Below are 24147 nucleotides of genomic sequence, written 5' to 3'. Positions count from 1 at the left end.
TAGCATGGAACGCAGGCAGCTGGGACAAACCGATCTGATGGTGTCGAAGGTCTGCCTCGGCACCATGACCTTCGGCGAACAGAACACCGAGCTCGATGCACACAGCCAGCTCGACTACGCACTGGAACGCGGCATCAACTTCATCGATACCGCCGAGATGTACCCGGTGATGGCGCGTCCCGACACGCAAGGCTCGACCGAGCGTTATATCGGCAGCTGGCTCAGGAAGACGGGCCGGCGTGCCGACGTGGTGCTGGCGACCAAGATCGCCGGGCCGAACAAGATGATGCCCTGGATCCGCGGGGCCAACCACAACCTCGACGCAACCAACATCCGCGCTGCCGTCGAGGACAGCCTGCGCCGCCTGCACACCGACTACATCGACCTGTACCAGATCCACTGGCCGAGCCGGAACCTGCCGATCTTCGGGGCCAACAGCTTCGATCCGGAAGGCGAACGGCCGGCAGTGCCGATCCATGAGACGCTCGAGGCGCTGGACGACATGGTGCGGGCGGGGATGATCCGCCACGTCGGCGTATCGAACGAAAGCACCTGGGGCGTGTGCCAGTACATCAAGCGCTCGGAGCAGCGCGGCTTGCCGCGCATCGCCACGGTGCAGAACCTGTACAACCTCACCGCGCGCCACTTCGAGACCAGCCTGATGGACGAGGCCTGCTACCGCGAAGGCGTGAGCCTGCTGGCCTACAGCCCGCTGGCCTTCGGGCAGCTCACAAGCAAGTATCTCGACGATCCGAACGCGCATGGCCGCCTGACGATCTTCCCGAAGGGTTGGAGCCCGCGTTATGTGCGCCCGAGCGTGCTGGCAGCGACCGCCGAGTACGCGGCGCTGGCGCGCGCGAACGGCATGCTGCCTGCGCAGATGGCGCTGGCGTGGTGCTACTCGCGCTGGTTCGTGGGGTCGACCATCATCGGGGCCACCAGTATCGCGCAGCTGAAGGAGAACATCGACGCGGCCGACCTGGTGCTGTCAGCGGACGTGCTCAAGGGGATCGACGAGATCCACGCGCGCTACATGAACGTGGGGCAGTGAGCGCGGCTGCTCACAGCTCCGCCTGCAAGGCCTTCTCGATATCCGAGCGCGTATACCCCTGCGCAAAGCGCTCGATGAAGTGATACGCGTAGGCCCGCAGATACGAGCCCTTGCGCACGGCGAGGCGCGTCACGTTCGGCGCGAACAGGTGCGAGGCCTCGATCGCGCGCATCCCCTTGTCGCGGCCATGGTCGAAGGCCATCGAGGCCACGATGCCGACGCCCATCCCCAGCGACACGTACTGCTTGATGACGTCCGAGTCCATCGCGGTCAGCACGATATCCGGCGCCAGCCCGGCTTCCACGAAAGCGGCGTCGATGTGGCTGCGGCCCGTGAAGCCGACGTCGTAGGTAATCAGGGGATACTCGGCCAGGTCCTCCAGCCGCAGCGGCTGGCTGGAGCTGAAGATCGGATGTCCTTCCGGCGCCACGATCAGGTGGCTCCAGCGGTAGCACGGGAAGGAGACCAGGTCCGGGAAGGCCGACAGGCCTTCGGTCGCGATGCCGATGTCGGCCTTTCCCGACAGGACCCATTCGGCGATGTGTTCCGGCGCGCTTTGCTGCAGGGCGATGCGCACGCCCGGGAAGGCGTTGCGGAAGGACTGCACCACCTGCGGCAGCGCGTAGCGCGCCTGGGTGTGGGTCACGGCGACGGTGAGCGTGCCGCTGTCCTGGGCCGCGAACTCGGCGCTGGCCTGCTGCAGGTTCTCGGCCTCGACCAGCAGGCGCTCGACGATCTTGAGGATGCCCTTGCCAGGCGGGGTCAGCCCGGTCAGGCGCTTGCCGTTGCGCTCGAAGATCACGACGCCGAGTTCTTCCTCGAGTTCGCGGATCTGGCGCGACACGCCCGGCTGCGAGGTGAACAGCGCATTGGCGACTTCGGTCAGGTTGAAGTCGCGGCGTGCGGCCTCGCGCACGGAACGCAGCTGCTGGAAGTTCATATTCCCTCTCCTGCATCGACGAAGACTTCGATGCGGCGCGGCTTGACCACCAGGGTATCCCCTTCCTTGAAGCCCTGGCTCGAGAACAGCTCGTTCGGGATCACCGCCTCGATCAGCTGCTGGTTGTCGGCGCGCTCGAGGTCGAGCTGGGCCAGCGGGCCGATCGCATGCGCGCGGCGCAGCTTGGCCACCACGCCGTCGGCGCCGGGCGTATAGCGCGCGACGTCGAGCTCGTGCGGACGCACGTAGCCGATGCCTTCGCCGTTACGGACGCTCGCATGCTCGGGCGCCTGGAACTGCGCTTCGCCACTGGCCAGCACGCCTTCGTGCACGCGGCCGTGGAACAGGTTGACGTTGCCGAGGAAGCCGTAGACGAAGGGCGAAGCCGGCTTGTTGTACACCTCGCTTGGCGCACCGAGCTGTTCGACGCGGCCCTTGTTCATCAGGACCACCTGGTCGGCCACTTCCAGCGCTTCTTCCTGGTCGTGCGTCACGAAGATCGAGGTGACGTGCAGCTCGTCGTGCAGGCGGCGCAGCCAGCGGCGCAGTTCCTTGCGCACCTTGGCGTCCAGCGCGCCGAAGGGTTCGTCGAGCAGCAGCACGCGCGGCTCCACCGCCAGGGCACGCGCCAGGGCGATACGCTGGCGCTGGCCGCCCGAGAGCTGCGGCGGATAGCGGTCGGCGATCCAGTCGAGCTGCACGAGTTCGAGCAGCTGGCGCACCTTGTCGCGGATCTGCTGTTCCGACGGACGCTCCTTGCGCGGCTTGACGCGCAAACCGAAGGCGACGTTCTCGAACACGGTCATGTGCTTGAACAGCGCGTAGTGCTGGAACACGAAGCCGACCTGGCGCTCGCGCACGTGGCGGTGCGAGGCGTCCTGGCCGTCGAGCAGCACGGCGCCCGAATCGGGATGTTCGAGGCCGGCGATGACGCGCAACAGGGTCGTCTTGCCGCAGCCGGATGGGCCCAGCAAGGCGGTCAGCTGGCCGTCCGGGAACTGCAGCGAGACGTCGTCGAGCGCGGTGAACTGGCCGAACTGCTTGCGGATGTGTTGGACTTCGATCGTCATGTTCAGGCTTCCTTCTGTCGTTCTTCGGCGGCCGCTTTGCGTACCTGGTGCAGGCGCCATTCGATAAAGCTCTTCACCGCCAGGGTGACCAGCGCGAGCAGCGCCAGCAGCGATGCGATCGCGAACGCGGCCGTGAAGTTGTATTCGTTGTAGAGGATCTCGACCTGCAGCGGCATGGTGTTGGTCTCGCCGCGGATGTGGCCCGAGACCACCGACACCGCGCCGAACTCGCCCATGGCACGGGCGTTACACAGGATGACGCCGTACAGCAGGCCCCATTTGATGTTCGGCAGCGTCACGCGCCAGAAGGTCGACCAGCCCGAGGCGCCCAGCACCAGCGCGGCTTCCTCCTCCTCCGTGCCCTGCTGCTGCATCAGCGGGATCAGCTCGCGCGCCACGAACGGGAAGGTGATGAACACCGTCGCCAGCACGATGCCCGGCACCGCGAACAGGATCTTGATGTCGTGCTCGGCCAGCCACTCGCCGAACCAGCCCTGGGCGCCGAACAGCAGCACGTAGATCAGGCCCGCGATCACCGGCGACACCGAGAACGGCAGGTCGATCAGCGTCAGCAGGACGCTCTTGCCGCGGAACTCGAACTTGGCGATGGCCCAGGCCGCGGCCACGCCGAACACCAGGTTCAGCGGCACCGAGATGCCGGCCGCGATCAGCGTGAGCTTGATGGCGGAGATCGCATCCGGGTCGCGGATCGATTCGAGGTAGACGTCCCAGCCGCGCTTGAGCGCTTCGGTGAACACGGCGGCCAGCGGCACGAACAGGAACAGGGTCAGGAAAGCCAGCGCCACCGCGATCAGGAGGTAGCGCACCCAGTCCGGCTCCAGCACGTTGGTCTTGCGGCGGCGCACCGGGGTGCCAGCGCTTTTGCTGTCCTGCGCCGCATGGAGATTGTCGAACACTGCGCTCATTTCTTGCCTGCCCGTTTGCGGGTCCATGCCTGCAGCAGGTTAATCGTCAGCAGCAGGATGAAGGAGATGATCAGCATGACCACCGCGATCGCCGTGGCGCCCGCGTAGTCGTACTGCTCGAGTTTGGTGATGATGAACAGCGGCGTGATCTCGGAGACCATCGGCAGGTTGCCCGCGATGAAGATCACCGAGCCGTATTCGCCGGTGGCGCGGGCAAAAGCCAGCGCGAAGCCGGTCAGCAGCGCCGGCACGATCGACGGCAGCACCACGCGCCAGAAAGTCTGCAGCGGCGAGGCGCCCAGGCTGGCGGCGGCTTCTTCCAGTTCGCGCTCGGCCTCTTCCAGCACCGGCTGCACCGTGCGCACCACGAAGGGCAGGCCGATGAAGGTCAGCGCCACCAGCACGCCCAGCGGCGTGAAGGCGACCTTGATGCCGAACTTGGCCAGCTGTTCGCCGATGAGGCCATTGTGCGAGTACAGGGCGGTGAGCGTGATGCCGGCCACCGCGGTGGGCAGCGCGAACGGCAGGTCGACCAGGGCATCGATGATGCGCTTGCCCGGGAAGGTGTAGCGCACCAGCACCCAGGCGACGATGCCGCCGAAGATGACGTTGATGAAGGCGGCCAGCAGCGAGGCGCCGAAGGTGAGGCGGTACGAGGCCATCACGCGCTCGGAGGTGACGGCGCTCCAGAAGGCCTCCCAGCTCATCGTGAAGGTCTTCAGGAAGACCGCCGACAGCGGGATCAGGACGATCAGCGCGAGGTAGAAAATCGTGAAGCCAAGCGAGATGCCGAATCCGGGGATGACCCGGCCGGGAGATCGTCGCGCTGGCAATGCGAGCGTGGTCATGGAAGCCCTTATTACAAATTCTTCTAACGGGCCACCATAATCTCATGCGGCCCTTATATTACAAACGAAACTTTCCTCATTTGCATAGACGGAAACAGCTATTACGGATCAGAAAACCAGCTTCGCCGCCACGCCGGTCAGCGTGGTCGCCAGCAGGGCGCGCAGGAAGCGCTCCGGCACCTTGCGCGCGGCCATGGCGCCCAGCGTGATGCCCGGCACCGAACCGATGAGCAGGGTCAGCAGCAGCATCCAGTCGATCGAGCCCAGCCACCAGTGGCCGACGGCGGCGATCGCGGTCAGCGGCACGGCATAGGCGATGTCGGTGCCGGCCACTTCGGCCGGTGTCAGGCGCGGATACAGCATGACCAGCAGCGTGGCGCCGATGGCGCCCGCGCCGATCGAGGACACGGTGACGAGCACGCCCAGCACCGCGCCGGAAACGACGGTGGCGGTGGTCAGCGCCCTGCCCTGCAGCTGGCGCCCCGGTTTGGCGTTGACCCAGGCCAGCATGCGCGCGCGGAACAGCAGCGCGATCACGGTCAGCATCACGGAGCCGGCGATGGAATAACGGATGAGCTGCCCGATCTCTTCATCGAGCCCGCCGAAATGCTTCAGCGCCAGGGTCGCCACCAGCGCGGCCGGCAAGGCGCCCAGGCACAGGCGGCCGACGATCTGCCACTGGACGGTGCGGTTGAAACGGTGGGTGACGGTGCCGACACCCTTGGTGATGGAAGCAAAGGCGAGGTCGGTGCCGACAGCAACCGAGGGCGAGACACCGAACAGCAGCGTCAGCAGCGGCGTCATGAGCGAACCTCCGCCCACGCCGGTCATACCGACCAGCAGCCCTACTGCAAAACCCGCGATGATATACGTCGTCGACATGCCATTACCCCTAAGTTAATGCTCAGGGTAAGGGGACTCGGCAGTTCGGCAAACAACAGGTTTCTTATTTGCTTATGCGGACTCGACTTGGGGTTGTAGGGTGGGCGAGTCCCTCGCCCACGCGGTGATAGCTTGCAGCAAGTTCATCCGGCACGATGACGGAGCCGATAACGATCACCGCGTGGGCGGGAAGACCCGCCCACCCTACGGGTATGCATTGATGCATCGGGCACAGAGACCCGATACAGAAGCCTTACTTGTTCGGCTGCGGAGTCAGGCGCAGGTAAGGACGCGGCGAGGTATAGCCTTTCGGATACTTCTGCTCGATGACGGCCGGATCCTGCACGGTCAGCGGAATGATGACGTCGTCGCCGTCCTTCCAGTTGCCCGGGGTGGCCACGGTGTAGCCGTCGGTCAACTGCAGGGCGTCGATCACGCGCAGCACTTCGTCGAAGTTGCGGCCGGTGCTCATCGGGTAGGTGATGATCAGGCGCACCTTCTTGGCCGGGTCGATCACGAACAGCGAGCGCACGGTGGCGGTGGCCGAGGCTTCCGGGTGGATCATGTCGTACAGGGTGGACACCGATTTGTCGGCGTCGGCGATGATCGGGAAGCCGACCACGGTCTGCTGGGTTTCCTCGATGTCCTTGATCCATGCACGATGCTGCTCGGCCGGGTCGACCGACAGCGCGATCGCCTTGACGTTGCGCTTGTCGAACTCTGGCTTCAGCTTGGCGGTCAGGCCCAGTTCGGTGGTGCAGACCGGGGTGAAGTCGGCCGGATGCGAGAACAACACCACCCAGGAATCGCCCGCCCACTCGTGGAAGCGGATCTTGCCGATGCTGGAATCCTGCTCGAAATCGGGGGCGGTATGGCCGAGGCGTAAGGTCATCGTCATTTCTCCATGTGATTGGACTACGGGGTTACTTCTGCAACGCATAGTCTAAGAGCACTTGGCGGTTTGGCAAACGACAGCTTTGTAATTTGCTTGTTCCGCATTCTTCCTTAGAAAAACCGGCTGTACAGCACCACCGCCCAGGTGGCCGTCGCCAGCAGCAAGGCCAGGGCGACGGCGGCGCTGCCCATGTCCTTCGCCACTTTCGACAGCGGATGGCGCTCGAGCGAAATGCGGTCGACCACGGCCTCGATGGCCGAGTTGATGATCTCCACGATCAGCACCAGGATCAGCACGCCGATCAGGACCAGTTTCTGGAAAGCCGACACCGGCAGCAGCAGGGCCGCCACGCTCGCGATGGCGATCACCACGATCTCCTGGCGGAAGGCGGCCTCGCTGCGCCAGGCCCAGGCCAGGCCGTCCCGGGTGTTGCGGCAGGCGGCAAGGATGCGGGCGATGCCGCGCTTGGTCTTGAACTCGCTGATCGGGTGTTCCATTGGTTTTTCGAAATTAAATGCAGGACTGTCATTATGCCGCCCTTGCTCTGGCTTGCACACTGCACCCCATCGGTTTGCATCGGCGTTTCACATCATGGTATAAAGGGACACAATACTGCACTGCACCAACCACATCATGAAAATGGAAACCCCTCAGTTGGACACGTCGGCAGCCGCGGCACCGGGCAAGACCTCGATCCAGGTGATCGAGCGCATGATGGCGCTGCTCGATGCGCTGGCCAATTATTCCGACCCGGTGAGCTTGAAGGAATTGTCGAAAGTCTCCGGCCTGCATCCCTCAACCGCACACCGCATCCTGAACGACATGGTGGTAACGCGCTTCGTCGACCGCGTCGAGCCGGGCACCTATCGCCTCGGCATGCGCCTGCTGGAACTGGGCAATGTGGTGAAAAGCCGCCTGTCGGTGCGCGAAGCGGCGCTCGACTTCATGCGCGCCCTGCACAAGAAAACCCAGCAGACCGTGAACCTGTCGGTGCGCCAGGGCGACGAGATCGTCTACATCGACCGTGCCTATTCCGAGCGTTCCGGGATGCAGGTGGTGCGCGCGATCGGCGGCCGGGCGCCGCTGCACCTGACCTCGACCGGCAAGCTGTTCCTGTCGATCGACGATGCCAAGACCATCCGCGCCTATGCCACCCGCACCGGTCTCGCGGGCCACAACAAGAATTCGATCACCGACCTGGCCCGCTTCGAACGCGAGCTGAGCCTGGTGCGCGCGCGCGGCTATGCGCGCGACAACGAGGAACTGGAACTGGGGGTGCGCTGCATGGCCGCCGGCATCCACGACGACAGCGGCAAGCTGGTGGCCGGCCTGTCGATCTCGGCCCCGGCCGACCGCCTGCAGGAAGAATGGCTGGAAGACCTGGTGCAGACCGCGTCCAGCATCTCGGCAACCTTGGGCTACCGCCCTACCCCGGCGATCTGATCAGTGCAGTGCCGGCGCCGCGCTTGTGGCGGCGCTCATCACCGGCACATCGCTGGCATTGCTCAGCGTACCCGGCGCCAGCTCCTCGAGCTTGCCGGGCGCCAGCGCCTCGAGGAAGCGGCGCACGCGGCCCGCGTCGGCGGTGCGCGACATCTTTCCCTTCGAATCCAGGAACACCATGATCACGTTGCGGCCGTGGATGGCCGCCTGCATCACCAGGCAGCGCCCCGCTTCGTTGATGAAGCCGGTCTTCTGCAGGCCGATGTTCCAGTCAGGCAGCGCCACCAGGTAGTTGGTGTTTGCATAGCGCATCGGCCGGCCGCTCGCCTTCACGACCGAATTCGGCGTGGTGGAAAATTCGCGCAGCAGCGATTCGCCATGGGCGGTGGCGACCAGGCGCGCCAGGTCGCGCGCGCTGGAGACGTTGCGGCTCGACAAGCCGCTCGAATCGACGAAGCGCGTATCCTTCATGCCCAGTTCGCGCGCCTTGGCGTTCATGGCGGCCACGAAGGCGTTGATGCCGCCCGGGTAGTGGCGCCCGAGTGCGGAAGCGGCGCGGTTTTCCGAACTCATCAGGGAAATGTGCAGCATCTCGCGGCGCGTCATGCGCGTGCCCACCGGCAGGCGCGAGCTGGAATACTTGTGGCGGTCGACGTCGGCGTCGGCAATGCGCAGCACCTCGTCGAGGTCCTGTCCGGCCTGCACCACGACCAGGCCGGTCATGAGCTTGGTGATCGAGGCGATCGGCAGGGCGACATTGGCGTTCTTTTCGAACAGGACTTCGGAGCTGTTCTGGTCGAGCACGAAGGCGACGTTCGAACGCAGGGACAATGAATCCGGGGTGCCGCGCAGGCCGGCGGCATCGCCGAAGGTGCGCGGATCGACCACGGCCGCCGCGCCGGCGGCGGCGCCGGCGCGGCGCACCACATGATAGGTGACCTTGCGCTTGCCGCGCACCATTTCTACGCGGCGCACCATGCGCTGGCGATTGTCGTCGGCGATGGACTGGGCCAGGTCCTTGCGCTTTGCGGGCGCGGCCTTGCGGCCGGTGGCGCGCTTTTTCTTGACGGCCTTCTTTTTGGCGGGCTGGGCCTTCTTGGACTTGGATGCGGATTCGGCGCCTGCACCCGCACCGGCGCCCGCGCCGGCCGCGTTGACGGGCTGGAGTGCAAACAGCAGCGATACGATGGCAGCCAATGCAACTTTGAACATCTCGAACCCTTTGGCGCAAACTGATGAGGTACGGATGCAGTTTAGCGGAACGACGCCTGATCGCAAGCGAAAAGATACATTCCGTGCGGCAACACCCGAAAACCAACAAGCCTTACCAATCAAGTATTTACGCTTGCATCGTCGCCCGTATTGACCTGCGCTTTACTCCATGAAGCGGGCAAAATGCGCGACCGGTTCGCGCTCGGTGACGAGCGAATTCTCGACCTTGCCGGGGTCTGCCCAGCCGAGCGCCATGCCGCACACCACCATTTCATTCTCCGGCAACCCGAGCTGCTGCGCAATCACGCGGTGATACTGTGTGAAGGCTGCCTGCGGACAGGTGTCGAGGCCGCGGCCGCGCGCGGCGACCATGATGCTCTGCAAGAACATGCCGTAATCCAGCCAGGAGCCCTGCTCCATGATGCGGTCGATGGTGAAGATGAGACCGACCGGTGCGTCGAAGAAGCGGTAGTTGCGCGCGTGCTGGGCCGCCATGCCGGCCTTGTTGTCGCGCGTGAGCCCCAGCAGGGAATACAGGTCCCAGCCCACCTTGCGGCGGCGGTCGACGAAGGGCGAGATCCACTCGCGCGGATAATAGGCGTATTCCTCGGTGTGCCGGCGCGCCTGCTCCGGGTCGGCGTTCACCGCCAGGATCGCCTCGCTCAGCTTCTCGCGCGCCTGCCCCGTCAGCACGTAGACCTTCCATGGCTGGGTATTGGTGCCGGACGGCGCGCGCGCCGCCACCTCGAGGATGCGCTCGATGTCGGCACGCTCGACCGGCTTGGGTAGAAAAGCGCGGATCGAGCGGCGCGAGGTGATGGCGGCGTCGACGGCTTCCTGCTGGGGGCTGTTGATCATGGGGTCTCCTTGTTATGGGCTTGCTTGACGACGAATGCGACGCCCAGCACGGCGACCAGCATGCCGGCCACGGCGAGCGGGCTGAAGGACTCGCCGAACAGCAGCCAGGCCATGATGGCGGTGGTGGGCGGGGTCAGGTAGAGCAGGCTGCTGACTTCGGTGGCGCGGCTGCGCCGGATCAGGGTGAACAGCAAAAAGATCGCGCCGATCGACAGCGCGAAGATCGACCACAGCCAGGCGAAGATGAACTCCGCGCTCCAGGTGATGGTGGAGAAGCGCAGGTCCAGGCCTTCGAGCACGATGGCCAGCGGCAGCAAGGCCAGCACCGTGGCGCCGAACTGAATCACGGTACCGGTGCGCAGGTCGAAGCCCGGGCAATACCGCTTCTGGTACATGGTGCCGGCCGTGATGCAGAACAGGGCGAACACGCACAGGGCAATGCCGCTGGCGGTGAGCCCGGCCAGGTGCAGCTTGCTGTAGACCACCAGCACCACGCCGGACAGGCCGAGCGCGAAACCGAGCCACTGGCGCGGGCGTACCCGCTCGCCGATCAGGGGCGCCGCGGCTGCCGTGAGGATCGGCTGCATGCCGACGATCAACGCAGTCAGCCCGGCGGGCATGCCGATCTTGATCGCGGCCCAGACACCGCCGAGGTAGCCGGCCTGCAGCAGCATTCCCGCGACCGCGACGTGCAGGATCTGGCCGCGCGGCCAGGGAGCGCGCAGCAGGAACACGACCGGCAGCAGCACCGCCAGCACGCCCAGGCAGCGCAGGATCACGAAGCTCAGCGGCGGGGCATACGGCAGGCCGAGCTTGGCGACGATGAAGCCGGTACTCCACAGGAACACGAACAGCAGCGGCACCGGCGAAAGCCAGGAAGCGGTCGGGATGGCAGTGCTTGTTCGGGTACCGGAAGGCATGGTTGGATGGTCAGCGGGATGCTGCACAGCAGCTTGAATGGATGGCTTGGCGAAAACACAAGCCAACAGTCTAGCACGCCGGAGAAGACGGTTTCGATGCTTCCCTTGACACAGCATTTCTTGCGCTAGATCAAGCCTAAGTCCTTGAAATTTCTTGCAATCAATGCATTCAAGAAATTTATGCACAAACGATGGTGCAGCGCGTCAAATTCGCTTGACTCGCCCGTCGACATGGTTGAAAATTCGCCCTGTTGCGGTGCACAAAAAAGAGTTTCGTCGACATCGGACGGAAAAAACCTGCCTCACAAGTCCAAGCAACATTCCATCCCCTTAAACGCATTGAATTTTGGAGAGTCACATGTTTGCAATTCCTGAGCAGTTCTCGAACGCCACCAAAGCCAACCTGGAATCGCAGTTCGCCCTGCTGTCGTCGCTGACGGCCAAGACCTTCGAAGGCATGGAGAAGCTGGTCGACCTGAACATCAGCACCGCCCGCAGCGCCCTGGAAGAGTCGTCGAACGTCACCCGCCAGCTGCTGAGCGCCAAGGATCCGCAGGAGTTCTTCTCGGTCACCACGTCGCAGGCCCAGCCGGCCGCTGAAAAAGCCCTGTCGTACAACCGCCAGCTGGCCGCCATCGCCACCGGCACCGGCGCCGAGTTCTCGAAAGCCGCCGAAAGCCAGATCGTCGAAACCAACCGCAAGGTCATCGCCCTGGTCGACGAAGTGAGCAAGAACGCCCCGGCCGGTTCGGAAACCTTCGTTGCCGCCGTCAAGACCGTGATCAGCAACGCCAACGCCGGCTACGAGCAGTTCAGCAAGACCAGCAAGCAGGCTGCCGAAGCGATCGAAAACAACGTCAACGCAGCGGTGAGCCAGTTTTCGGCGACTGCTCGCAAGGCTACCGCTACTGCTGCCGCCGCGACCCAGACCGCTGCCGCCTAAGCTGCGACTGGTCAAATGAAGAAGCCGGAACGGTGGCGTTCCGGCTTTTTGTTTTTCAGGCTGCTTAGTCGCCGCTCCGCTTTCAGCCGCTAGCCTAAAAACCGTCATTCCGGCGAAGGCCGGAATCCAATTCCGTCGCGTCCCACTTACTTCGTACGCAGCTGGACTGCCTGCAAACTTGGATCCCGGCCTGCGCCGGGATGACGTGCTGGAGCCAACGGGGAAACGAGTGTCGGCCTACCGCAAGGCTACTCCCCCAGATACGCCGCCTGCACCCGCGGATCGTTCAGCATGTCCGCCGCATTCCCGGTCATGGTCATGGTGCCCGACTCCATCACATAAGCGCGGTGCGCGGCCTGCAGCGCCAGCTTGGCGTTCTGCTCCACCAGCAGGATCGTGATGCCCTGGTTCGAGACGTCACGGATCACTTCGAAGATCTTCTCCACCATGATCGGCGACAGGCCCATCGAGGGCTCGTCCAGCAGCAGCAAGGTCGGATGGCACATCAGCGCGCGCGCCATCGCCAGCATCTGCTGCTCGCCGCCCGAGAGCGTTCCGGCCAGTTGGCTGGCGCGCTCCTTCAGGCGCGGGAACACCGCATACCATTTCTCGATGTCCGCCGCGATCCCCGCCTTGTCGTTGCGCGTGTAGGCGCCCATCATGAGGTTCTCGTGGATGCTCATGCGGGTGAACACGCCACGCCCTTCCGGCACCATGGCCAGCTTCTGCTGGACCATGCGGAAGGACTGGGTGCCGCGCAGCGGCTGGCCGAGATAGCTGATCTCGCCTTCCACCTTGCACGGCGGGAGCGTGCCGGTGATGGCCTTCAGGGTGGTGGTCTTGCCGGCGCCGTTGGCGCCGATCAGGGTCACCAGCTCGCCCTTGTTCACCTCCAGGTCCAGGCCCTTCACCGCCTTGATGCCGCCGTAGGCGACCTTCAGGCCCTTGATTCTCAAGATGTTGTCGCTCATTCGTGTGCTCCGCCGAGATAGGCCTTGATCACGGCTTCGTTCTTCTGGATCTCGCTCGGGATCCCTTCCGCGATCTGCTTGCCGTACTCGAGTACGGTGATGCGGTCGCACAGGCCCATCATCAGCTTGACGTCGTGCTCGATCAGCAGCACGGTCTTGCCTTCGTTCTTGATCTTCACCAAGAGCTCGCGCAGGGCCAGCTTTTCGGTGGCGTTCATGCCGGCCGCCGGCTCGTCCAGCGCCAGCAGTTGCGGGTCGGTGGCGAGCGCGCGCGCGATCTCCAGGCGGCGCTGGTCGCCATAGGACAGGTACTTGGCCGTGCGGTTCGCATACTGGCCGATGCCCACGAAATCCAGCAGTTCCTGCGCGCGCCGGCGGATCGCCGCCTCTTCCTCGCGCGCCGCCTTGTGGCGGAAGATCGCGCCGAATACGCCCTGGCGGGTGCGCACGTGGCGGCCCACCATCACGTTCTCCAGCGCGCTCATCTCGCCGAACAGGCGGATGTTCTGGAAGGTGCGCGCGATGCCGGCCTTCGCCACTTCATGCGGGGCCGACGGCGAATACGGCTTGCCGGCCAGCTCGAACGTGCCGCTGTCCGGCTGGTACAGCCCGGTGATCACGTTGAAGAAGGTGGTCTTGCCGGCGCCGTTCGGGCCGATCAGGCCATAGATCTGGCCGCGCTCGATGCGGATGCCGACGTCGGTCAGCGCCTGCAGGCCGCCGAAGCGCTTGTTGACGCCGGCGATGCTCAGGATGATCTGCGCGCTCATGCCTGGGCTCCCTCTTCTTCCTCGCGCGCCAGGGCGACTTTGGGACGCTCCTCCCGGTTCGGCGAGGGCCACAGTCCGGCCGGGCGCACCAGCATGATCAGCACCAGGGCCAGGCCATACAGCAGCTGGCGCAGCACCTCGGCCTCGATCACGACGGTGCCGAACAGCGCCTGCTGCGCCGGCTCCACCACGTGGCGCAGCACCTCCGGCAGCGCCGCCAGCAGCACGCCGCCCAGCACCACGCCGGGGATATGGCCGATCCCGCCCAGCACCACCATCGCCAGCACGGCGATCGACTCGGTCAGCGAGAACGACTCCGGCGACACGAAGCCCTGGAAGGCGCCGAACATGGCGCCGGCCACGCCCCCGAAACTGGCGCCCATGGCGAAGGCGAGCAGCTTGACGTTGCGGGTGTTGATGCCCATGGCCTTGGCCGCGATCTCGTCCTCGCGGATCGCCACCCAGGCGCGTCCCAGGCGCGAATGCTGCAGGCGCGAGGTAATGAAGATGGTGGCGATGGTGAGGAACAGGAAAAGGAAGTAGTAGGCGTTCACCGAGGGCATCGAGAAGCCACCAATGTGCACCGTGGCCTGCGAGCCCGCCTCCCCCGCCAGCGACACGCCGAACACGCGGATCGGGTCGATCATGTTGATGCCCTGCGGCCCGTTGGTGAAGTTGATCGGGTCGTTCAGGTTGTTCATGAAGATGCGGATGATCTCGCCGAAGCCGAGCGTGACGATGGCGAGGTAGTCGCCACGCAGCTTCAGCGTCGGGGCGCCCAGCAGCGCGCCGCACAGGCCCGCCACGATCGCCGCCAGCGGCACGATCGCCCATACCGACAGGTGGATGCCGTTCTGCTGGATCTCGGGGCCGAAGAAGCTGACCAGGGCTTCGCCCAGCGCCGGCGAGTAGTAGATGACGGACTCCAGCAGCGCCGCGAACTGCGGCGAGGAGAACAGGCCCACCAGGTAGGCGCCTACCGCGAAGAAGGCGATGTAGCCCAGGTCGAGCAGGCCGGCGAAGCCGACCACGATGTTCAGGCCCAGCGCCAGCATGATGTAGAGCAGCGCGATGTCGATGATACGCACCCAGGAGTTGCCGAACTGGGAAGCGACAAAGGGGAAGACCAGCATCAGGGCCAGCACGGCCGCCATGCTGGCGTAGGCCTGGCGCGGCTTGTGCCGGACGTCGAAAGTCAGGAATGCCATGGTGTGTCCCTCCCCGTTACGCGCGGTCGGCCACGCGCTCGCCCATGATGCCGGACGGGCGCAGGGTCAGCACGAGGATCAGCACGACGAAGGCGAAGATGTCCTGGTAGTGGCTGCCCAGGAAGCCGCCGGTCAGGTCGCCGATGTAGCCGGCGCCGAGCGCTTCGATGATGCCCAGCAGGATGCCGCCGATCATGGCGCCGTAGATGTTGCCGATCCCGCCCAGCACGGCGGCGCAGAAGGCCTTCAGGCCCGGCAGCATGCCCATGGTGAAGGTGACCGAGGCGTAGTTGGCGCCCCACATCACCCCGGCCACCGCCGCCAGCGCGGCGCCGATGGCGAAGGTGGCGACGATCACGCGGTTCGCGTCCACGCCCATCAGGCCGGCCACGCGCGGGTTCTCGGCCACGGCGCGCATCGCCCGGCCCATGCGGGTGCGCTCGACCAGCAGCACCAGGGCGACCATTGCCACGGCGGCCAGCACCAGCAGCAGGATCTGGGTAGGCGAAATGAGCGCGCCCATGATCTCCACCGGCTCGGGCGAGAGCAGCTGCGGGAATGGCAGCGGGCTGCGGCCCCAGATCATCATGGCGAAGGTCTGCAGCAGGATCGACACGCCGATCGCGGTGATCAGCGGCGCCAGGCGCGGCGCGTTGCGCAGGCGGCGGTAGGCGACGCGCTCGATCAAGATGTTGACCAGGATGGCCACCGGAATCGCGCCGAGGATGGCGATGGCCAGCTGCAGCCAGCCGGACAGGCCGGGGGCATGGGCGTCCAGCAGCTTGAGGATGGTGAGGCCGACCATCGCGCCGATCATCAAGACGTCGCCGTGCGCGAAGTTGATCAGGTTGAGCACCCCGTAGACCATGGTGTAGCCGAGGGCGACCAGGGCATACATGCTGCCCATCACCAAGCCGTTGAGGAGTTGTTGGATGAATGTTTCCATCGTGAGCGTTCGCTTTCGTTGCGGTCAAATGAAAACGGCACTGCCGGGTATCCCCGCAGTGCCGTCCTTGGCCTGGCGTTCATGTTCCGATGGCCGTCATCATAACTTGGCAAATGGAAAACTTACACTGGAAATCAGCTCACTCCAGCAAATTTGCTCCGCCGTAAAGACGCGCCGACTCAGGCCGCCTTGGCCCCATCCAGCCCCTTCGGCAGCGGGAACACCACGTTCTCCTCGACGCCTTCGAGCGCACGCACGCTGGCCGCGCCCAGGTCCTTGAGGCGGTCGATCACGGCCTGCACCAGCACTTCCGGGGCCGAGGCGCCGGCGGTCACGCCGATGCGCTTCTTGCCGGCGATCCATTGCGGATCAATCGCATCAGCCCGGTCGACCATATAGGCCGGCGTGCCCATCTTCTCCGCCACCTCGCGCAGGCGGTTCGAGTTGGAGCTGTTCGGGCTGCCGACCACGACCACGACTTCCACCTGCGGCGCCATGAACTTGACGGCTTCCTGGCGGTTGGTGGTGGCGTAGCAGATGTCGCCCTTCTTCGGTTCGATGATGTTCGGGAAGCGTGCCTTAAGCGCGGCGATGATCTCGGCGGTGTCGTCCACCGACAGCGTGGTCTGCGACACGTAGGCCAGCTGGTCGGGATTGTTGACCTGCAGTGTCGCCACGTCGTCGACGGTCTCGACCAGGTGCATGCCTTCCTCGGCCTGGCCCATGGTGCCTTCGACTTCCGGATGGCCGTCGTGGCCGATCATGACGATCTCGCAGCCCTGCTTGCGCATCTTGGCCACTTCCACGTGGACCTTGGTGACCAGCGGGCAGGTGGCATCGAAGATGGTGAGGCCGCGCGCTTCGGCCTCAAGGCGCACGGCTTTCGAGACGCCGTGGGCCGAGAACACCAGGGTATTGCCCGCCGGGACGTCCTCGAGTTCTTCGATGAAGATCGCACCCTTGTTGCGCAGGTCTTCGACCACGTAGGCGTTGTGCACGATCTCGTGGCGCACGTAGATCGGGGCGCCGAACTGGTTCAGGGCGCGCTCGACGATCTCGATGGCGCGGTCCACGCCGGCGCAGAAGCCGCGCGGCTGGGCAAGCAGAATCTCGTTTTCCATGAAGGTTTCCTGTTTACAGAACCGAAATCAGTTTCACTTCGAATTGCAGGGCCTGGCCGGCCAGCGGGTGGTTGAAATCGAACAGTGCGGTGGTCTCGCGCATCTCCAGCAGCACGCCGGCGAAGCGGCCGCCCTTGGGTGCATTGAATTCGATCAGCTCGCCCACCTTGTAGTCGGCGTCCGGCACCGAGTTCTCTTCCAGCGTTGCCTTCGACACCGGCTGGATCAGGTCCGGGTTGCGCTCGCCGAAGGCGTCAAGCGCGCTCAGCTGGAAGGTCTGGTGCGCGCCTTCCGGCAGGCCGATCAGGCGCGACTCGAGGAAGGGTGCAAGCTGGCCCTGGCCCAGCATCAAGGTAGCCGGCGTGCCATTGAAGGTAGTGATGAGATCAGTACCGTCGGCGGTGGCCAGCCGATAATGCAGGGTCAGGTAGGACGATTCGTTGACGACTGGAGCGTTGGACATGTTCTTTGTGGTGACAGGCAGGCCTGTTGCAGGCAAACCGCTATTGTAAGCCACGCCCGGCCTCCCTGCCCCGGCACGTCCCTTTTTATCGCAAGGATCAGACAATGAGAATCACCGAATGGCCGGAAGAGCAACGCCCGCGTGAACGGCTGCTGCGCGGCGGCCCGCAGGTGCTGTCGGACACCGAACTGCTGGCGATCTTCCTGCGCGTGGGTGTCGCGGGAAAAAGTGCGGTGGCACTGGCGCGCGACATGCTGGACCACTTCGGCTCGCTGCACCGGCTGCTGCATGCCAGCTCTAGCGAGTTCGGCGCCCTGCACGGGCTCGGTCCGGCCAAGTATGCCCAGTTGCAGGCGGCAATCGAACTGACGCGGCGCGCCGTGGCCGAGGAATTCGAACGCCAAGGCATGTGTTCGCCGGACGCGGTGCGCGCCTGGCTGCGCCACCAGTTCGCGCTGCAGGCGCACGAATCCTTCGTCGTGCTCTTCCTGGACGTCAAGAACCGCCTGATTAACTACGAAGAGATGTTTCGCGGCACGCTGACCCAGCTAAGCGTCAATCTTTAACGCTTTAATCAATACCTCAGTTTGCCGTGCTCTGCTTAGCTGTTTAAACAGCTTATAGACCAAGGAAAGTATGAGCCTCGGCTTTCAAAGAAGGTATGTCAATATTCAAATCTTTTTGATAAATCCTTAACAGACACTTCCGCTCTATATCTTTTAGTTCATTATGGACGTGCTCTATGTTTCTGCACACATCATATGCTGCCAAGTATCCATTTTTCTTTGCACTTAACTTACCGCCAAGTGTTGCAAGTGTAATTCCTCTGCTCAGCAACTCTTTTACAGAACCGTAGTTCAGCATTTCTTCCCGTAGGCGCTGAATCTGTTTTTCAGAAAGACGTAGCTCATACGCTTTCTGCGCGGGTGCCAACTCAAGACCGAGAAATTCGGCAGCTTGCAAGGGCTCGTAAATCACGGACTTAGTCTTTTCGTCATCTACGGCGGGAATCGTCAAGCCGATTTTCTCGAATTCGGCCTTGCAAAAGTCGGCGACGCTTAAACAGTCAGCTCTCGAATCACAAAAAAATATTAGGTCATCAGCATATCGAACCGCCCTTAAACCCTTTTTCTCTACTGCTTGGTCAAACGACTGTAAAAGCAGATTAGAGAAGAAAGGGGAAAGAGGCATGCCCTGCCGGACACCGATTCCTCTCCGTATCCCCAATTGCGCCACACGGCGCACGTTCGCCCTATTACTGCTTTCGACTTCACACTCAAGTGCGGATAGCAGCAAGGGATGGAGACTACGCTCTTTGATACGTTTCTTTATCGCGGAACTAAGAATTTCTCGGTCTACTGAATCAAAAAATGACGTAATGTCAGTTTTGAATACCCACGCTTGCTTCTTTCTGTAAGCGCAAGCTAACTCGGCCGCTTGCTTAACGGAGCGCCCCTTCACAAAACCGAAACTTATGGAATTTGCTAACTGAGCATGATACTTATCGGCTAAAAAGCCAAGTAGCGTGCGCTGGACAAGACGGTCTATAACTGTAGGGACACAGATAAGCCTATATTTTCCAGAAGGCTTAAGGATAAGCACAGGCTTTAATTGACTGAAGCTGAATCGCTTTTCAGAAACTGCTCGGTGCAACTTGCCAATATTGTCTTTGTAATTGGTGGCAAAGTCATTGATGCTGACACCATCAACCCCTACAGTGTTTCTCGATAGGGGTTTGGTATTATTGAATAGGTCTCGCCAGGACCTGTCGAACGACTTGTAGGTGAGGACTGCGGAATACGAATTGCGGCTCATTTAGGAAACCCGCTGGCATTGATTCTCCCGGGCCAGCGGTCTAAGGCCCCGTCGACGACACCGGCTTTGCAGAGCGCCTCTTGCGAGTCCACCCTGCCGCTGATACCGCCGCTGACGCTCACGCGATTGCTCGCCGTTGCGCCATCTTGCCGCTTGGTCACGTGCAGCGCAACCTGCAGAGATGCCTGAGGGTGCACCGAACCGACCATCGCTGCGGCCGAATCCCCACTAGCTATCATATTATCACACTCCATGTTGAGGCGCAAGCAAAATGCTAACACCAGGGCAATCGGAGCGGCAATAACACGCCGCGCCGAAGGCATAACCGAAGGCGAGGACGGCTTGCGAACATTCGACTTTCGCGGCGCACCCGCGCCCCTGCTTTCAGCCCGCTCTGCACGCTTGCTATTCGCCTTCCCAATAACTCCGGGAGTAGAAGACGGTTGCCGCAAGGCCCCGTCGACGACACCGGCTTTGCAGAGCGCCTCTTGCGAGTCCCCCCTGCCGCTGATACCGCCGCTGACGCTCACGCGATTGCTCGCCGTTGCGCCATCAGGCCGCTTGGTCACGTGCAGCGCAACCTGCAGAGATGCCTGAGGGTGCTACCACAAGTCAATTCTACCTCAACTGTGGGAGCTCTACCGTTATGCTGTTGATGTAACGTTAGAGATAGACCGGTCACCGTGTGCGATAAAGCCTGAACGGCCGCCCTGCGCCCGATGAACATAGCCATCTGACGCGTCTTTCCGCTTACACGCACCGCTCCTGTCCTCCTGACGCCGCGGCAGATAAGCCCGCCGAGCAAGCGTGCAAGATGCCGCAGCAATGCAGATAATCGTCAGCTACAGAGCGCCTCTTTGGCTAGCAAGATTCTAAGGCGTGAGATTGTTCCAGCATCCTGGGCTCGTGGAATCGAAGAACACTACCTCTTCAATACCAATGTCACGAAGCGTTTGTTCCGCACGACGCATGTACTCTTCGTTATTGGCATAGACGGACACCGCCACCCTTTTACAATTTGACTTGCTGAGTGCAGCAAGAATGTGCTGTTCTTGCTCCGCAAGCCCCCATCCGTAAATGACAAGCGAGCTGCCAATGTTTGGTAGGACTTCCCGATTGACACGTTGTAGGTAGGATGAGCTCCTTATCGACTTAACTTTGTACTCTGACGTGCCCTCACAAACGAACAGTGGGACTGCCTGCCCGGACTCCCAGACCTTCAAGATGCGAGTCAGCAGGTCCTGGCCGCGAGCCGTAAGTTTACCCTCTTCGTCGTCTAAGGCACGTGCAAGTGCGAGATTTCCATGGGGATAGAAGAACAAGGTAGCACCCGCGGCCGCCCCATACGGCTCGCGCATAGGTTCCCAGTTATCAGCGAAAGTGCCCCCAACGAAACAATCCTTAAACCAGCTGCCAATGCTGTCCCGACTGTACATCGCAGCCCAGTAGACAATGAGGTCATAGTTAAGTGAGACCACAGTCTTGAAGCCTTGCATGAAAGTATAGATAGGCTTTAGGTGGACCACTGCATCGTCGTGATTTATGTGCACATGCCTGACTGTTTCAATAAGGGCTGTTCGGACTTGGGCGTAGGCCTCCTCTACCCGTCCGGCAGCAATCCCTAAGGTTTGGTTCACAACTTTCGCTTGCCATAAACGACGCAGAACCAACTCAAAGTCGTTCACACCGAACGCATCAAATACGCTAGCGACCTCAGGAGTAATAAACTGGTGCTCCTGCGCTGCCTCAAACAGTCCTGCGTATCCGAAACCGCGGTGAATTGCCATGCTGGCACCGTTACCCAGCAGCAGTCCATCCTTGAAGCGCTCCTTAATTTCTTCCCATTGATTTATTTTGGTCATGTCCCTATTTGCTTTAGACGCTTTGTTAGCTTAGTAGCGGCATGCATTAGCAATTTTAAACGCGATTAATTTGATTAGGACTTAGGTCGTCTAATGGTTCTCCCTCCTTACCAATTGGGGGAGCTGGCAATAAAACTAGTCCAACGCCTGTCAACATAGCTGAACGGCACTCCTTCGCATAGTTCTCGTTATCGTGGGAAGATAAATACTGAACTGCATTGAATAAACTTGATGTAGGAACCAAGGCTGTCGCTTGAGAGATAGCCGCAGTAATGCACTTTTCAGTGAACTCAACTTTTCGTTCTACTGGAGAGGTTAAGCGGAATCCATTACCGAACAGCACGCCTTTAGCCGGCGCCAACACTTCTTCCCTCTGCAAGTCTTCATGGATATTCATCGAGAGCTGCCTAAGCTTGTCGACATTTACTGCCTTGTTATCCTTTCCTTCGGCTTCACCCAATAGACGACCCTCTCCGCATTCAAAAACGACATCAAATTCGGAACTACCTTGCCTGAAAGGAGCAGCCACAAAACCTAAGGTTTCAAGCCCGTTTACGATTGCAACTTCGAGGGGCTTACCCTTCTCATAAAGAAGGGCTCTAGCGGTTCCTGCTGCACTAACCCTTTCTTGAAGAGCCTCCTTCGCTCGCTGAGCTTCTTCTACCCGGCTCTCTGCCTCGAGCAATTCTAATTTCAGAGCACGTTCCAACTCAAGGAGATAGTTTGAGTTCGATGCCCAGAGCGGTTCAGGAGTAACCTCTGTACTGCTTTTAAGGGCTTTATCTAAGTTTATAACGGAACTGAGAAATCGAATAGCAAACCGCTCAGCCTCTAGTGTCCATTGCATCTCACCTTTTTCATCGTCTTTAAGGAACCCATCGGCATAGAACTCAATGTCCGGCAGTAGTATCAGCGCACCATTTGAACGTTTACTTCGAGCAATGGCACCAACCGGCTTATCCCCATTCTTTGTAGTTAAACATATTCCGGGAAGCTCCGAGTTAATGAGCACACAATAACTTGAAACTTCAGCGAAAGCATCCCAATAAGGAGCAAGCACCTCCGCCCCGAGATTGATTAACTTCATCGCTTTTCCGTTTGCATTCACGGGATTCAGTTGTGCCGGAATCGTAGCGTAGTTGCTATAAAGGTCAACAATTCGAGTCGTGTTACGGTTCCGGCCAGTGCCGGAGTGAGTGCGTTGACCTGTATCTACATAAACCTCATAGAGTGAGGTAAGAAAGACAAAGACGTTTTTCCCGGACTCTACAGCCTGTTTAATTTCGCGGCGCCAGTGTTCGCAGTTTTCCTTAAGTTTAAATGACGCTGACTCACCCAAACTGGGCTTACCTTGAAAGTCTTCCGCATCATAAATTTCGTCAGAGATATCTGGCTTAAAAAGAACAATGTCCCAGTCGAGCAATGAGACTTTAGAGTCAAAGTCTACTCTTACAGCGTCCTCGTTAGCTAGCTCAAGGCCGACGGTCAAGATTTTCTTAGTCATTTTTCTGATGTTAGCTCAACTATTGCGGTGTTCCAAGGTCTACTTCTTATCAGTTGCCGACGGCGCACCACCAGCATTGGAAAGTCGCTTTTCGACAACATCCAATATATTCGCGATAACTTTCAAATCCGCAACCTGCCGTCTAGTATCTATTCTCACATTTAAGAAGAGAGAAACGAGCACTAGCGCTATTGTAGAGAGGAGCAATTTGAATCCGCCTCCGTCCATAAAACCACCAAGAAAGACGACGAAAAACGTTACCAACAGCGGTATCGACGCCGGGTAAAAATCTGATTTCTCACTTAATGCTTCTGCACGGTTTTTGGCAGCTAGAGACAATACTTGAATCCTGCTCCGCGCTCCTGGTATTGTCCGAGCAATTTCCTCTAACGAATCGATACATCTTTCTTCTACTTGGACATCTTTATCTATGACATTAATGTCTTTCCATGAGTTAAAGGGGCGCAGTTCCCGGCGCAGACCTTTTAGGTCAGACACAATGTTGACCGTACCGCTTCTGTCGTTTAAAAGGGCAACCAACAATTCTATAGTGAGAGTTCGCAATGGAGCTGCGTTATCAGCTTGGTCCGTCGCCGTAGCGGGGCTTACAGCAGGCTGTTGTGCCGGGACTGCGGCAACGGCTTGGGGTAATGCTGAAGCCGTCGGGATAGCCTGTTGTTTTAATTGAGCTCCCTCCACTGTCGGCTGAACTGCCGGCTGTGGCTCGACAGCTGGCTGTTGTTTTGGTTTCGCTTCGTCAGTCTGATATTCGTTTGGCATATTCATATTCACTTAAGAGTCGACAAGGTTGCTTAGTTACTTTTGGTAAATTTTATTAATTGTACGTTACGAGATGCCTGCTGAGACGAGCGACAAGCAAATATTGTGTTCTTCAGTCGTTCGCACGCGAATACATAAGCAATGGCCCAGTTGTAGGCGAGCACAGCCGTGGCGGTGTGACACACCAATCTGTACGATTCCAGCGCTTGGCAGTTGCATCTCCCGACGGAACATCGTCCGAATCCTGAGAGCCGGGGCGTTATTAGTGACACGTCTAACCATGGCAACACCCGGTCAAAATGCGACGCTCATTGTTGCGGCATCTCGACCTCTTGGACGCGTAAGGCGGTATGCGTTCTTAGGTAGAGTTCAGCGCCCGCTAGGTCTGAACGGCGCGCGTAACGTGCGCTGGTGGACGGAGGACGTAACGCGGCTTTCAATATGTCTCAGTTTAGTTCCGAAGATGTTGCACACTGACCCATACCAGCGTGTACCCGCGCGAGGTGGTGAAGGCGGCGCTGCGCCGCAATGCCGCAGCCGTGATCCTGGCGCACAACCACCCGTCCGGGGTGCCGGAGCCGAGCGAGGCCGACCTGCGCCTGACGGCCAGCCTGGTGCAGGCGCTGGCGCTGGTCGACATCCGCGTGCTCGACCACTTCGTGGTGGCCGGCAGCCAGGTGCATTCCTTTGCCGAGCACGGGCAGTTGTAAATCCGCATG

The 24147-nt window shown here is 61.2% G+C and carries 23 protein-coding genes and 2 pseudogenes; 5 read left to right on the top strand and 20 right to left on the bottom strand.

The genetic code is table 11. From position 1 onward, the window contains the following. The first annotated feature begins 4 nt into the window (after positions 1–4). Positions 5–1051 (top strand): aldo/keto reductase, encoded by a 1047-nt coding sequence (locus tag FG94_RS18650; protein ID WP_036214630.1) that lies wholly within the window; start codon positions 5–7, stop codon positions 1049–1051. Positions 1052–1061: 10 nt separating this feature from the next. Here the strand turns inward: FG94_RS18650 and FG94_RS18645 are convergent, their stop codons facing one another. The 7 genes from FG94_RS18645 to FG94_RS18615 form a co-directional block, all read right to left on the bottom strand. Continuing rightward, the gene (locus FG94_RS18645) at positions 1062–1991 is read right to left on the bottom strand and encodes a CysB family HTH-type transcriptional regulator (protein WP_036214629.1); all 930 of its coding nucleotides are present in this window, start codon (positions 1989–1991) and stop codon (positions 1062–1064) included. Then, on the bottom strand, positions 1988–3061 hold the full coding sequence (locus FG94_RS18640; RefSeq protein ID WP_036214627.1) for a sulfate/molybdate ABC transporter ATP-binding protein: 1074 nt from the start codon (positions 3059–3061) through the stop codon (positions 1988–1990). The genes FG94_RS18645 and FG94_RS18640 overlap by 4 nt, the downstream gene beginning before the upstream one ends. Positions 3062–3063: 2 nt before the next feature. Next, on the bottom strand, positions 3064–3987 hold the full coding sequence (gene cysW, locus FG94_RS18635) for a sulfate ABC transporter permease subunit CysW (protein ID WP_036214625.1): 924 nt from the start codon (positions 3985–3987) through the stop codon (positions 3064–3066). Continuing rightward, entirely contained in the window at positions 3984–4835 is an 852-nt protein-coding gene (gene cysT / locus FG94_RS18630) for a sulfate ABC transporter permease subunit CysT (RefSeq protein ID WP_036214623.1), read from the bottom strand. Before cysT ends, cysW begins: the two co-directional genes overlap by 4 nt. Positions 4836–4943: 108 nt before the next feature. After that, positions 4944–5717, bottom strand: a complete 774-nt coding sequence (locus tag FG94_RS18625) for a sulfite exporter TauE/SafE family protein (protein WP_036214621.1) — start codon at positions 5715–5717, stop codon at positions 4944–4946. 253 nt (positions 5718–5970) lie between these two features. Then, the gene (locus tag FG94_RS18620) at positions 5971–6609 is read right to left on the bottom strand and encodes a peroxiredoxin (RefSeq protein ID WP_036214775.1); all 639 of its coding nucleotides are present in this window, start codon (positions 6607–6609) and stop codon (positions 5971–5973) included. Between the two features lie 113 nt (positions 6610–6722). After that, a complete protein-coding gene (locus FG94_RS18615; protein ID WP_027865218.1) occupies positions 6723–7109 on the bottom strand; it encodes a diacylglycerol kinase in 387 nt (128 codons plus the stop codon). Positions 7110–7245: 136 nt separating this feature from the next. On the opposite strand from FG94_RS18615, the gene FG94_RS18610 reads away from it, so the two are divergent. Continuing rightward, entirely contained in the window at positions 7246–8055 is an 810-nt protein-coding gene (locus FG94_RS18610; RefSeq protein ID WP_051996912.1) for an IclR family transcriptional regulator, read from the top strand. Here the strand turns inward: FG94_RS18610 and FG94_RS18605 are convergent, their stop codons facing one another. The 3 genes from FG94_RS18605 to FG94_RS18595 all read right to left on the bottom strand — a co-directional run bounded on the left by FG94_RS18605 (position 8056) and on the right by FG94_RS18595 (position 11045). After that, positions 8056–9267, bottom strand: a complete 1212-nt coding sequence (locus tag FG94_RS18605) for a serine hydrolase (RefSeq protein WP_051996911.1) — start codon at positions 9265–9267, stop codon at positions 8056–8058. A 162-nt stretch (positions 9268–9429) separates the two neighbouring features. Further along, positions 9430–10125 carry a nitroreductase gene (locus tag FG94_RS18600; RefSeq protein ID WP_036214617.1) on the bottom strand — a complete coding sequence of 232 codons (696 nt, stop codon included), beginning with the start codon at positions 10123–10125 and terminating at the stop codon, positions 9430–9432. Then, a complete protein-coding gene (locus FG94_RS18595) occupies positions 10122–11045 on the bottom strand; it encodes a DMT family transporter (RefSeq protein ID WP_051996910.1) in 924 nt (307 codons plus the stop codon). Before FG94_RS18595 ends, FG94_RS18600 begins: the two co-directional genes overlap by 4 nt. Positions 11046–11403: 358 nt before the next feature. Between FG94_RS18595 and phaP the strand changes: the two genes are divergently transcribed. Beyond that, the gene (gene phaP / locus FG94_RS18590) at positions 11404–11988 is read left to right on the top strand and encodes a TIGR01841 family phasin (RefSeq protein ID WP_036214616.1); all 585 of its coding nucleotides are present in this window, start codon (positions 11404–11406) and stop codon (positions 11986–11988) included. 248 nt (positions 11989–12236) lie between these two features. On the opposite strand, the gene FG94_RS18585 is transcribed toward phaP, so the two are convergent. The 6 genes from FG94_RS18585 to FG94_RS18560 form a co-directional block, all read right to left on the bottom strand. Next, a complete protein-coding gene (locus FG94_RS18585; RefSeq protein ID WP_036214614.1) occupies positions 12237–12959 on the bottom strand; it encodes an ABC transporter ATP-binding protein in 723 nt (240 codons plus the stop codon). After that, positions 12956–13729, bottom strand: a complete 774-nt coding sequence (locus FG94_RS18580; protein ID WP_036214612.1) for an ABC transporter ATP-binding protein — start codon at positions 13727–13729, stop codon at positions 12956–12958. The genes FG94_RS18585 and FG94_RS18580 overlap by 4 nt, the downstream gene beginning before the upstream one ends. Next, the gene (locus FG94_RS18575) at positions 13726–14937 is read right to left on the bottom strand and encodes an ABC transporter ATP-binding protein (RefSeq protein WP_036214611.1); all 1212 of its coding nucleotides are present in this window, start codon (positions 14935–14937) and stop codon (positions 13726–13728) included. The genes FG94_RS18580 and FG94_RS18575 overlap by 4 nt, the downstream gene beginning before the upstream one ends. Positions 14938–14953: 16 nt before the next feature. Beyond that, positions 14954–15883, bottom strand: a complete 930-nt coding sequence (locus FG94_RS18570; RefSeq protein ID WP_036214608.1) for a branched-chain amino acid ABC transporter permease — start codon at positions 15881–15883, stop codon at positions 14954–14956. A gap of 179 nt (positions 15884–16062) precedes the next feature. Beyond that, a complete protein-coding gene (ispH, locus tag FG94_RS18565; RefSeq protein ID WP_036214605.1) occupies positions 16063–17004 on the bottom strand; it encodes a 4-hydroxy-3-methylbut-2-enyl diphosphate reductase in 942 nt (313 codons plus the stop codon). 13 nt (positions 17005–17017) lie between these two features. Then, positions 17018–17467: a peptidylprolyl isomerase gene (locus FG94_RS18560; protein WP_036214603.1), complete on the bottom strand. Its 450-nt coding sequence runs from the start codon at positions 17465–17467 to the stop codon at positions 17018–17020. Between the two features lie 104 nt (positions 17468–17571). On the opposite strand from FG94_RS18560, the pseudogene FG94_RS18555 reads away from it, so the two are divergent. After that, a pseudogene (locus FG94_RS18555) lies at positions 17572–18024 on the top strand (UPF0758 domain-containing protein); the annotation flags it as partial. Between the two features lie 61 nt (positions 18025–18085). Here the strand turns inward: FG94_RS18555 and FG94_RS26770 are convergent. From FG94_RS26770 to FG94_RS27405, 4 genes are all read right to left on the bottom strand, one after another. Next, positions 18086–19282, bottom strand: a complete 1197-nt coding sequence (locus FG94_RS26770) for a reverse transcriptase domain-containing protein (RefSeq protein WP_081926074.1) — start codon at positions 19280–19282, stop codon at positions 18086–18088. A gap of 872 nt (positions 19283–20154) precedes the next feature. Next, positions 20155–21144, bottom strand: coding sequence for a DUF4917 family protein (locus FG94_RS18545; protein WP_036214597.1), 990 nt, complete (start codon positions 21142–21144; stop codon positions 20155–20157). Between the two features lie 55 nt (positions 21145–21199). Continuing rightward, the gene (locus tag FG94_RS26765; protein ID WP_081926073.1) at positions 21200–22648 is read right to left on the bottom strand and encodes a hypothetical protein; all 1449 of its coding nucleotides are present in this window, start codon (positions 22646–22648) and stop codon (positions 21200–21202) included. 39 nt (positions 22649–22687) lie between these two features. Further along, positions 22688–23428: a hypothetical protein gene (locus tag FG94_RS27405; protein ID WP_161783981.1), complete on the bottom strand. Its 741-nt coding sequence runs from the start codon at positions 23426–23428 to the stop codon at positions 22688–22690. A gap of 470 nt (positions 23429–23898) precedes the next feature. Here FG94_RS27405 and FG94_RS18540 point away from each other — a divergent pair. Next, positions 23899–24138, top strand: a pseudogene (locus FG94_RS18540) (JAB domain-containing protein); the annotation flags it as partial. Positions 24139–24147: the final 9 nt, after the last annotated feature.

It is taken from the genome of Massilia sp. LC238 (genome assembly GCF_000735635.1).
In the GTDB taxonomy this organism is placed as follows: Bacteria; Pseudomonadota; Gammaproteobacteria; order Burkholderiales; family Burkholderiaceae_D; genus Telluria; species Telluria varians.
This window is presented reverse-complemented; position numbering and strand designations above follow the sequence as displayed.

Coding starts and splice junctions, on each gene's coding strand:
- FG94_RS18650 (WP_036214630.1), top strand. CDS start 5: ATGGAACGCAGGCAGCTGGGACAAACCGATCTGATGGTGTCGAAGGTC.
- FG94_RS18645 (WP_036214629.1), bottom strand. CDS start 1,991: ATGAACTTCCAGCAGCTGCGTTCCGTGCGCGAGGCCGCACGCCGCGAC.
- FG94_RS18640 (WP_036214627.1), bottom strand. CDS start 3,061: ATGACGATCGAAGTCCAACACATCCGCAAGCAGTTCGGCCAGTTCACC.
- cysW (WP_036214625.1), bottom strand. CDS start 3,987: ATGAGCGCAGTGTTCGACAATCTCCATGCGGCGCAGGACAGCAAAAGC.
- cysT (WP_036214623.1), bottom strand. CDS start 4,835: ATGACCACGCTCGCATTGCCAGCGCGACGATCTCCCGGCCGGGTCATC.
- FG94_RS18625 (WP_036214621.1), bottom strand. CDS start 5,717: ATGTCGACGACGTATATCATCGCGGGTTTTGCAGTAGGGCTGCTGGTC.
- FG94_RS18620 (WP_036214775.1), bottom strand. CDS start 6,609: ATGACCTTACGCCTCGGCCATACCGCCCCCGATTTCGAGCAGGATTCC.
- FG94_RS18615 (WP_027865218.1), bottom strand. CDS start 7,109: ATGGAACACCCGATCAGCGAGTTCAAGACCAAGCGCGGCATCGCCCGC.
- FG94_RS18610 (WP_051996912.1), top strand. CDS start 7,246: ATGAAAATGGAAACCCCTCAGTTGGACACGTCGGCAGCCGCGGCACCG.
- FG94_RS18605 (WP_051996911.1), bottom strand. CDS start 9,267: ATGTTCAAAGTTGCATTGGCTGCCATCGTATCGCTGCTGTTTGCACTC.
- FG94_RS18600 (WP_036214617.1), bottom strand. CDS start 10,125: ATGATCAACAGCCCCCAGCAGGAAGCCGTCGACGCCGCCATCACCTCG.
- FG94_RS18595 (WP_051996910.1), bottom strand. CDS start 11,045: ATGCCTTCCGGTACCCGAACAAGCACTGCCATCCCGACCGCTTCCTGG.
- phaP (WP_036214616.1), top strand. CDS start 11,404: ATGTTTGCAATTCCTGAGCAGTTCTCGAACGCCACCAAAGCCAACCTG.
- FG94_RS18585 (WP_036214614.1), bottom strand. CDS start 12,959: ATGAGCGACAACATCTTGAGAATCAAGGGCCTGAAGGTCGCCTACGGC.
- FG94_RS18580 (WP_036214612.1), bottom strand. CDS start 13,729: ATGAGCGCGCAGATCATCCTGAGCATCGCCGGCGTCAACAAGCGCTTC.
- FG94_RS18575 (WP_036214611.1), bottom strand. CDS start 14,937: ATGGCATTCCTGACTTTCGACGTCCGGCACAAGCCGCGCCAGGCCTAC.
- FG94_RS18570 (WP_036214608.1), bottom strand. CDS start 15,883: ATGGAAACATTCATCCAACAACTCCTCAACGGCTTGGTGATGGGCAGC.
- ispH (WP_036214605.1), bottom strand. CDS start 17,004: ATGGAAAACGAGATTCTGCTTGCCCAGCCGCGCGGCTTCTGCGCCGGC.
- FG94_RS18560 (WP_036214603.1), bottom strand. CDS start 17,467: ATGTCCAACGCTCCAGTCGTCAACGAATCGTCCTACCTGACCCTGCAT.
- FG94_RS26770 (WP_081926074.1), bottom strand. CDS start 19,282: ATGAGCCGCAATTCGTATTCCGCAGTCCTCACCTACAAGTCGTTCGAC.
- FG94_RS18545 (WP_036214597.1), bottom strand. CDS start 21,144: ATGACCAAAATAAATCAATGGGAAGAAATTAAGGAGCGCTTCAAGGAT.
- FG94_RS26765 (WP_081926073.1), bottom strand. CDS start 22,648: ATGACTAAGAAAATCTTGACCGTCGGCCTTGAGCTAGCTAACGAGGAC.
- FG94_RS27405 (WP_161783981.1), bottom strand. CDS start 23,428: ATGCCAAACGAATATCAGACTGACGAAGCGAAACCAAAACAACAGCCA.